The organism is [Bacillus] enclensis (assembly GCF_001456935.1).
Classification (GTDB): Bacteria; Bacillota; Bacilli; order Bacillales; family Bacillaceae_B; genus Rossellomorea; species Rossellomorea enclensis.
On sequence record NZ_KQ758482.1, the window covers coordinates 1,546,798 to 1,554,029 of the forward strand.

The 7,232-nt window shown below is 46.7% G+C and carries 2 protein-coding genes, 21 tRNA genes and 2 rRNA genes; all 25 read right to left on the reverse strand.

Translation table 11 applies throughout. The features are described from left to right. Positions 1-2,073: a BglG family transcription antiterminator gene (locus AS034_RS07645; protein ID WP_058298036.1), complete on the reverse strand. Its 2,073-nt coding sequence runs from the start codon at positions 2,071-2,073 to the stop codon at positions 1-3. A gap of 124 nt (positions 2,074-2,197) precedes the next feature. Then, positions 2,198-4,111: a PTS mannitol transporter subunit IICBA gene (locus tag AS034_RS07650; RefSeq protein WP_058298037.1), complete on the reverse strand. Its 1,914-nt coding sequence runs from the start codon at positions 4,109-4,111 to the stop codon at positions 2,198-2,200. Between the two features lie 290 nt (positions 4,112-4,401). Next, a tRNA-Glu gene (locus tag AS034_RS07655) sits at positions 4,402-4,473 on the reverse strand. 4 nt (positions 4,474-4,477) lie between these two features. Beyond that, a tRNA-Ser gene (locus AS034_RS07660) sits at positions 4,478-4,568 on the reverse strand. A gap of 3 nt (positions 4,569-4,571) precedes the next feature. Further along, positions 4,572-4,646 (reverse strand) — tRNA-Asn (locus AS034_RS07665). Positions 4,647-4,655: 9 nt separating this feature from the next. Next, positions 4,656-4,732, reverse strand: a tRNA-Ile gene (locus AS034_RS07670). 1 nt (position 4,733) lies between these two features. Then, positions 4,734-4,807: transfer RNA gene (locus AS034_RS07675), tRNA-Gly, on the reverse strand. Positions 4,808-4,815: 8 nt separating this feature from the next. Further along, a tRNA-His gene (locus AS034_RS07680) sits at positions 4,816-4,891 on the reverse strand. Between the two features lie 26 nt (positions 4,892-4,917). After that, a tRNA-Phe gene (locus tag AS034_RS07685) sits at positions 4,918-4,993 on the reverse strand. Positions 4,994-5,010: 17 nt separating this feature from the next. Beyond that, a tRNA-Asp gene (locus AS034_RS07690) sits at positions 5,011-5,087 on the reverse strand. Between the two features lie 98 nt (positions 5,088-5,185). After that, positions 5,186-5,259 (reverse strand) — tRNA-Met (locus AS034_RS07695). A gap of 174 nt (positions 5,260-5,433) precedes the next feature. Then, positions 5,434-5,526: transfer RNA gene (locus AS034_RS07700), tRNA-Ser, on the reverse strand. A gap of 17 nt (positions 5,527-5,543) precedes the next feature. Beyond that, positions 5,544-5,620, reverse strand: a tRNA-Ile gene (locus AS034_RS07705). A 4-nt stretch (positions 5,621-5,624) separates the two neighbouring features. Then, positions 5,625-5,701 (reverse strand) — tRNA-Met (locus tag AS034_RS07710). An 89-nt stretch (positions 5,702-5,790) separates the two neighbouring features. Further along, positions 5,791-5,866 (reverse strand) — tRNA-Ala (locus AS034_RS07715). Positions 5,867-5,874: 8 nt separating this feature from the next. Continuing rightward, positions 5,875-5,951, reverse strand: a tRNA-Pro gene (locus tag AS034_RS07720). 5 nt (positions 5,952-5,956) lie between these two features. After that, positions 5,957-6,033: transfer RNA gene (locus tag AS034_RS07725), tRNA-Arg, on the reverse strand. Between the two features lie 42 nt (positions 6,034-6,075). Next, positions 6,076-6,164, reverse strand: a tRNA-Leu gene (locus AS034_RS07730). A gap of 9 nt (positions 6,165-6,173) precedes the next feature. Continuing rightward, a tRNA-Gly gene (locus tag AS034_RS07735) sits at positions 6,174-6,248 on the reverse strand. 3 nt (positions 6,249-6,251) lie between these two features. Further along, positions 6,252-6,336, reverse strand: a tRNA-Leu gene (locus tag AS034_RS07740). Positions 6,337-6,371: 35 nt separating this feature from the next. Further along, a tRNA-Lys gene (locus AS034_RS07745) sits at positions 6,372-6,447 on the reverse strand. 185 nt (positions 6,448-6,632) lie between these two features. After that, positions 6,633-6,708 (reverse strand) — tRNA-Thr (locus tag AS034_RS07750). Positions 6,709-6,824: 116 nt separating this feature from the next. Then, positions 6,825-6,900 (reverse strand) — tRNA-Val (locus AS034_RS07755). A 12-nt stretch (positions 6,901-6,912) separates the two neighbouring features. Further along, positions 6,913-7,029, reverse strand: a 5S ribosomal RNA gene (rrf, locus tag AS034_RS07760). Between the two features lie 96 nt (positions 7,030-7,125). Further along, positions 7,126-7,232, reverse strand: a 23S ribosomal RNA gene (locus AS034_RS07765); the annotation flags it as partial.

Below are 7,232 nucleotides of genomic sequence, written 5' to 3' on the forward strand. Positions count from 1 at the left end.
TTATATCAAGTTATTTTGTAAGTAATCGAGAAAGAGATGTTCAAGCTTTTTATAAATCATGGATTCATTGCCGGATGAGTAAATCATCATCGATGCATGATCTTCAATAAGGCTCGTACTGATGAGACTCAGGATTTCCTGCTCTCTTTTGCTTAAATTTTCTGGAGCGATCATAAGCAGTAGACTTTTCATTTCAAGGTCGTTTCCGTCCATCCCTTTTATAACACAAGGGTGATCCAGGTGGGCCGCTTGAAACATTAGCCCTTTAATGTTTTCATCACGGCAATGGAACAGACCCATAGTCGTACCTGGTATCCCCAGGCCGCCTTTCCTTTCCCTTTCAAGTAGGTGAGAGAGTACTTCCGCTTTGTCCGTCAGCAATCCACTCTCTTCAGCTTTTTCTGTCATCTGTTCTAACACATCGTGATGACTACTAACGGAGGACATCCGGTAAATTTTGAAATGATCGAGAATGGATTCAATACTATAATGGACATCCTTTATTTCTTTCAATAATCCCCGGATTTCTGCAGGGCGTGCATCCTCCTCTTCGGGAGGGGACGGCTTCATATATTTTTTCCGTGTAATCTTCTCTATGTTTTTTTGCACATAATCCTCGATGATTCCAATGTCTTTGTCGCTTAACAGCGGATTGACAAGCAGATAATCCACCTCAGTAAAAGGCAGCCTGACAGTTGAAATCACGATATCATAACCGCTTAGGTTGGCCGTCCTGAAATCGGCAATTGACAAGATATGAACTGAGTGAATCATCTTCAATTCTTTTTGTATCCTGCTTGCAAGCATCTTTGAGGCGCCGATCCCTGTAGGGCATACCACCACTGCACTAATTCTGACCTTCTCTTCATTCATCAGAAGTGCCGAACCGAAGTGAAGGACAATATAAGCCACTTCAGCATCCGGGAAATCAACATCTGTAAATTCAGTTTGGAGGCTGTTTTTTACTGCCAGAAACAGTACCGAGTATTTCTCCTTGATTTCCTCCGTAAGCGGATTGAATAATTCCATCTGCTGCTTCAGACGGAAAATCGATGGCCCCATATGTGCAAGCAGCCCCTGGAACAGAGAAAAATCATCGGTGAGGTCCACATTCAAATTGATTGAAACATCCTTGACTACCTTTTTGATAAGATGTCCCAGAAAGATACTATCGTAAGACACAGCATCCGTTTCCTGTACTTTTGATGCTTTTAGTATCAGCGTCAGAAAATGGATGTCCGCTTCAGTGACCTGTATGGTAAGGAGCCTTTCAAGCTCTTTTGCAATCTCCTTCATTGGCCGGTACTCGCTGGAATAACGGCTTTCCATATCATTCATTTCCGTTAACGGCCAACCATTCTGAGTTCTCTGGATACACAGGCACACATGCACGACCAGGCCGATATAATCATTGTCCACCAAATTCAGCTGCTCTTTGGATAATTGCATGCCCACAGACTGATGGACAGCCTTAAGGTGCTCCGGCGGGAAAAAGCCAAGAATCGGCTCCTGAAATGAATGGCCGTTTTGCATTAAATATAAGCTTTCTATGATCTCTTCATAAAAATAAACAAGGAAAAAGCTTGCCAGCGCATGCCGCTTACTGGCTTCATTCGCTACCAGCTCCACTCCCACCCCACGCTTCCTGGTGAGGGTGATGCTGTATTTATTCAGCCAGTCCCCCAATTCATCGAGATAGGAACCCAGTGTAGTGACACTGATTCCAAGCTGTCGGGCCAGCACCTGTTTCTTAAAGGAAGGCCCTTCATGCAGCAAAATGATCAAAAGCTGCAGCTTTCGTTCTTCCGGGGTGTCATCTGTCGGACTTGCTTCCGACAATCCTTGAATCAGCCTGTAAATATGCTCGTTCTTCCCATCTATGAACAATCCATCCCCCGGTGTCCGTTTCAATTCCAGATGATATTGTTTCAGGATGCCTTCGATCGATTTCAGATTACGCTGGATCGTCCGGCCGCTTACATTCATGAATGAAGAGAGACTGTGGACGGTATGCTTGCCCGATGTTTTTACGATCAATTCTATTATGGCTTTCTCCCTTGATGTAATGAACATGTTCTCCCTCCGTTCTATTCATGAAAATTAGTGATATAATCGGCCGTAGAAATCCCCGGTCAAACAGAGCTATTATAATAACAGCCAAAACGGAAAGGCCAAAAGAACCTTTCCGGATTGGAGGTTAATTGCTATTGATGATTTCTTTTAGTTCTTTGGCGGTTTTCGCCTGTACCATCATGTCTACGTTTTCCTGCTCGGAGCAGATGACCGCAATGCTTGAAAGGATTTCAAGGTGTGTGCCGTCTTTACCTGCGATACCGAAGATCAGCTTAGCCTGTTCACCGTTGAAGTCAACGCCGCCCGGCACTTGAATTACGGTAAAGCCTGATTTGATGACTGCTTTTTTGGCATCTTCCGTACCATGCGGGATGGCTACATTATTGCCCATATAAGTCGTCGTGATGCCTTCTCTTTCGATCATTGCATCGACGTAACTGTCTTCTACATAACCAGCTTTCACGAGTGCTTCGCCGGCAAATCGGATAGCGTCTTCCTTCGTCTGAAATTCCTGGCCGATGAAGATGTTTTCTTCTCTTAGAAGATCGTCATCCCCGTCTCCCTGAGGTTCGACTCCGACTGCTTCCTTTTCTGCATCCTCGACAAGCTCATCCTGTTCTTCCGTGATGTCATTTTGCAGACTTCCAATAAGCTTATCGTATTCCGGACTAGAAAGGAAATTATCGACTGAGATGTGGTACGCATCCGGCAGTTTATTCTTCGCTCGCGGCGTCAATTCTTCCTGAGTGATGACTACCTGTGCATCAGCCGGCAGATTGCTGATCGCTGTATTCGTAACAAAGATATCGAGTCCGGCTTCCTTCACTTTTTTACGCAGTAATGACGCACCCATCGCACTGGATCCCATCCCTGCATCACATGCAAAGACAATTTTATTTACTTCACCGGGAAGTGTGCCCTGCTGTTGACTGATTTGTCCGGAAACAGAACTCTTCTTCCCTTTCATTTCTTCCATTTTCTTCGTAGCTTCTTCAATGTTGTCTTCCTGTTTCTTGCTTGATTTCAAGACAATCGCAGAAACGATGAATGACACAACCGCTGCTACAATGACAGCCGCAAAATTGGCCAGATACTTCATACCTTCAGGAGGTGTGACAGCAGCAATAGCCAGGATGCTTCCTGGCGAAGCAGGAGCAGAAAGTCCGCCGCCCAACAGAACAAGCGTAAAGACTCCGCTCATTCCTCCCAGGATGACTGAAAGAAATAGCATAGGTTTCATAAGGACATATGGGAAGTAAATCTCATGGATACCTCCCAGGAAATGAATGATTGCTGCGCCCGGAGCGGATTGCTTTGCAGTCCCCCGGCCGAACAGCATAAATGCGAGCAATACACCAAGACCCGGTCCAGGGTTCGCTTCCAGTAAGAATAGAACCGATTGACCCGTTTGCTGTACCTGTTCCAATCCAATTGGTGAAAGAACACCATGGTTAATGGCATTATTCAGGAACAGGATTTTTGCTGGTTCGATCAAGAGACTTGTCAGCGGAAGCAATCCTGCACCGATAAGCCAGTCAACACCGGCAACCAATAGTTTTGTCAGGCCGTCAACGGCAGGGCCGATACCGAGAAACGCAAGGATTGCAAGGATTCCGCCAAGAATTCCCGCAGAGAAGTTATTAACGAGCATTTCAAACCCTGCACGGATTTTCCCTTCGATTACACTGTCAAATTTCTTGATGACATAACCGCCAAGCGGTCCCATGATCATGGCTCCGAGGAACATCGGGGTATCCGGTGCACCGACGATGACCCCCATAGTAGCAATCGCACCTACGACGCCGCCGCGCTGATCGTGCACAAGCTTACCGCCTGTATAACCGATTAAGAGAGGCAGAAGATACGTTACCATTGGCCCCACTAATTTGGCAAGGCTTTCATTTGGGAAGAAACCGGTAGGAATAAATAATGCAGTAATCAATCCCCATGCAATGAAGGCACCGATATTCGGCAAGACCATTGAACTGAGGAAGTTACCAAATTTTTGTATTTTAACTTTTACAGTTGATTGAGCCATATTTATCTTCCTTTCTAAAAAATCATTTCTTATATAATCATCATAAGTCACAGAACATTCATCAACAAGAAAGATGAAAACTAACTTTGTCACATCCCCGGCGACAAACCTATTGTTACTCAAAACCACTTATTGCATGCTTAAAGTTAGTGATTGTTTCCTTAAGTCCTCCATCTTTTCTAAACAAAAAAAACGCCCCATATATAGGACGCTTCTGATTTTTAAATTATTCAACTCAGTTTCTTCTATTAAAATAAAAAAAGACTACCATTCAGATAGTCTACTTAATATGACCCGTACGGGATTCGAACCCGTGTTACCGCCGTGAAAGGGCGGTGTCTTAACCGCTTGACCAACGGGCCTTAATGGCGGAGAAGGAGGGATTTGAACCCTCGCGCCGGTTGCCCGACCTACACCCTTAGCAGGGGCGCCTCTTCAGCCACTTGAGTACTTCTCCATATGGCTCCGCAGGCAAGATTCGAACTTGCGACCGATCGGTTAACAGCCGATAGCTCTACCACTGAGCTACTGCGGAATATTGAGATGGTGGGCCTAAGTGGACTCGAACCACCGACCTCACGCTTATCAGGCGTGCGCTCTAACCAGCTGAGCTATAGGCCCATGGAGCGGGTGATGGGAATCGAACCCACGACATCAGCTTGGAAGGCTGAGGTTTTACCATTAAACTACACCCGCAATAAAATTGGGGCGACTGATGGGAATCGAACCCACGAATGCCGGAACCACAATCCGGTGCGTTAACCACTTCGCCACAATCGCCATAAAAGTATGAAATAAATGAAAAATGGTGGCTCAGGACGGAATCGAACCGCCGACACATGGATTTTCAGTCCATTGCTCTACCAACTGAGCTACTGAGCCACACTATGTAATTGAAATGGCGGTCTGGACGGGACTCGAACCCGCGACCTCCTGCGTGACAGGCAGGCATTCTAACCAACTGAACTACCAGACCAAAGTTTTTTGCGTTAGCAAAAGAACTAACCTTGCGCCAGCAAAATATTCATCCATCCGTTACCGACTAGACGTTTATTCACTTTAACAAAATTGGTATTGCGGGGACAGGATTTGAACCTGCGACCTTCGGGTTATGAGCCCGACGAGCTACCGAACTGCTCCACCCCGCGACGATAATAAAATTTTAATCAAGTTGTGATTTTACGAATCAATATTCGTTAGAACCACCCCGACTTCAGTAAGCTTATTCAAGCTGCTGCTCAGTCGGTGCGCTGATGTGCATGCTCCGAAGATGATTCGGACGTGCTCCACCCCGCGACGATAATAAGGGTAAAAAATAAATATGGCGGAGGAAGAGGGATTCGAACCCCCGCGGGCTTTAACACCCCTGTCGGTTTTCAAGACCGATCCCTTCAGCCGGACTTGGGTATTCCTCCGTGTTTTAAAATGTGAATGGTGGACCTTGTAGGACTCGAACCTACGACCGGACGGTTATGAGCCGTCTGCTCTAACCAACTGAGCTAAAGGTCCGTATTGGTAGCGGCGGAGGGGATCGAACCCCCGACCTCACGGGTATGAACCGTACGCTCTAGCCAGCTGAGCTACACCGCCAAGAAACATTTTATATGATTTTTAGATGCTTAGCTGAAGCAAACATCATGGAAGATTATTTCACTCCACTTACGTTTCGTAAAAAATCTTGGTGGAGCCTAGCGGGATCGAACCGCTGACCTCCTGCGTGCAAAGCAGGCGCTCTCCCAGCTGAGCTAAGGCCCCATATGAAGTGGTCGGGAAGACAGGATTCGAACCTGCGACCCCTTGGTCCCAAACCAAGTGCTCTACCAAGCTGAGCTACTTCCCGAAATATGGCGCGCCCGAGAGGAGTCGAACCCCTAACCTTTTGATCCGTAGTCAAACGCTCTATCCAATTGAGCTACGGGCGCATTTGTTTTTTTTGGCACTGTAAGTTCGTTTGAAGAACTAACTGGTGCCGAGGACCGGAATCGAACCGGTACGGTAGTCACCTACCGCAGGATTTTAAGTCCTGTGCGTCTGCCAGTTCCGCCACCCCGGCAAAAACCTTTGGAGCGGAAGACGGGATTCGAACCCGCGACCCCCACCTTGGCAAGGTGGTGTTCTACCACTGAACTACTTCCGCATATGGTGCGGGTGAAGGGACTTGAACCCCCACGCCTTGCGGCGCCAGATCCTAAGTCTGGTGCGTCTGCCAATTCCGCCACACCCGCATGTAATGAGACATTTGCCTTTTGCAAACATCAAATGGTGAGCCATGAAGGACTCGAACCTTCGACCCTCTGATTAAAAGTCAGATGCTCTACCAACTGAGCTAATGGCTCCTAATAGGATGGAAAATAAATCACATTTCCGTTCAGAATCAAAGTGCATCTGCGACGTCCAGCTCTCAGGAAGCTTAAACAAGATGCTGCTCGAGCTGTACGCTAGAAGAAAACTCAATGATGCTATTTCTATCGTGCTCTACCAACTGAGCTAATGGCTCATATAAAAATGAGAAAAACCAAAATGGTGCCGGCAAGAGGACTTGAACCCCCAACCTACTGATTACAAGTCAGTTGCTCTACCAGTTGAGCTACACCGGCGTGTAGTTTTAAAGCTTGTCCTCCTACTGATAAACGTAGTATAGGAAGGAAGGGAAGTTTCTTTTACTCCGCTCACGCTTCGTAAAGGAAAGATCTTTTGCTGACGCAAAAATCAATGGTGGAGGATGACGGGATCGAACCGCCGACCCTCTGCTTGTAAGGCAGATGCTCTCCCAGCTGAGCTAATCCTCCATAATATGTATCGCCTGGCGATGTCCTACTCTCACAGGGGGAGATCCCCCAACTACCATCGGCGCTGAAGAGCTTAACTTCCGTGTTCGGCATGGGAACGGGTGTGACCTCTTCGCCATAATCACCAGACGAATATTCAATTGAAGGTTTGTTCCTTCAAAACTAGATAAAGGATTGATGTCAAGAATACCGGTATTGCCGTTGTTCATTTAAAAATGACTCTTTGTGGTTAAGTCCTCGATCGATTAGTATCAGTCAGCTCCACATGTCGCCATGCTTCCACCTCTGACCTATCTACCTGGTCATCTTCCAGGGATCTTACTCACATAAAG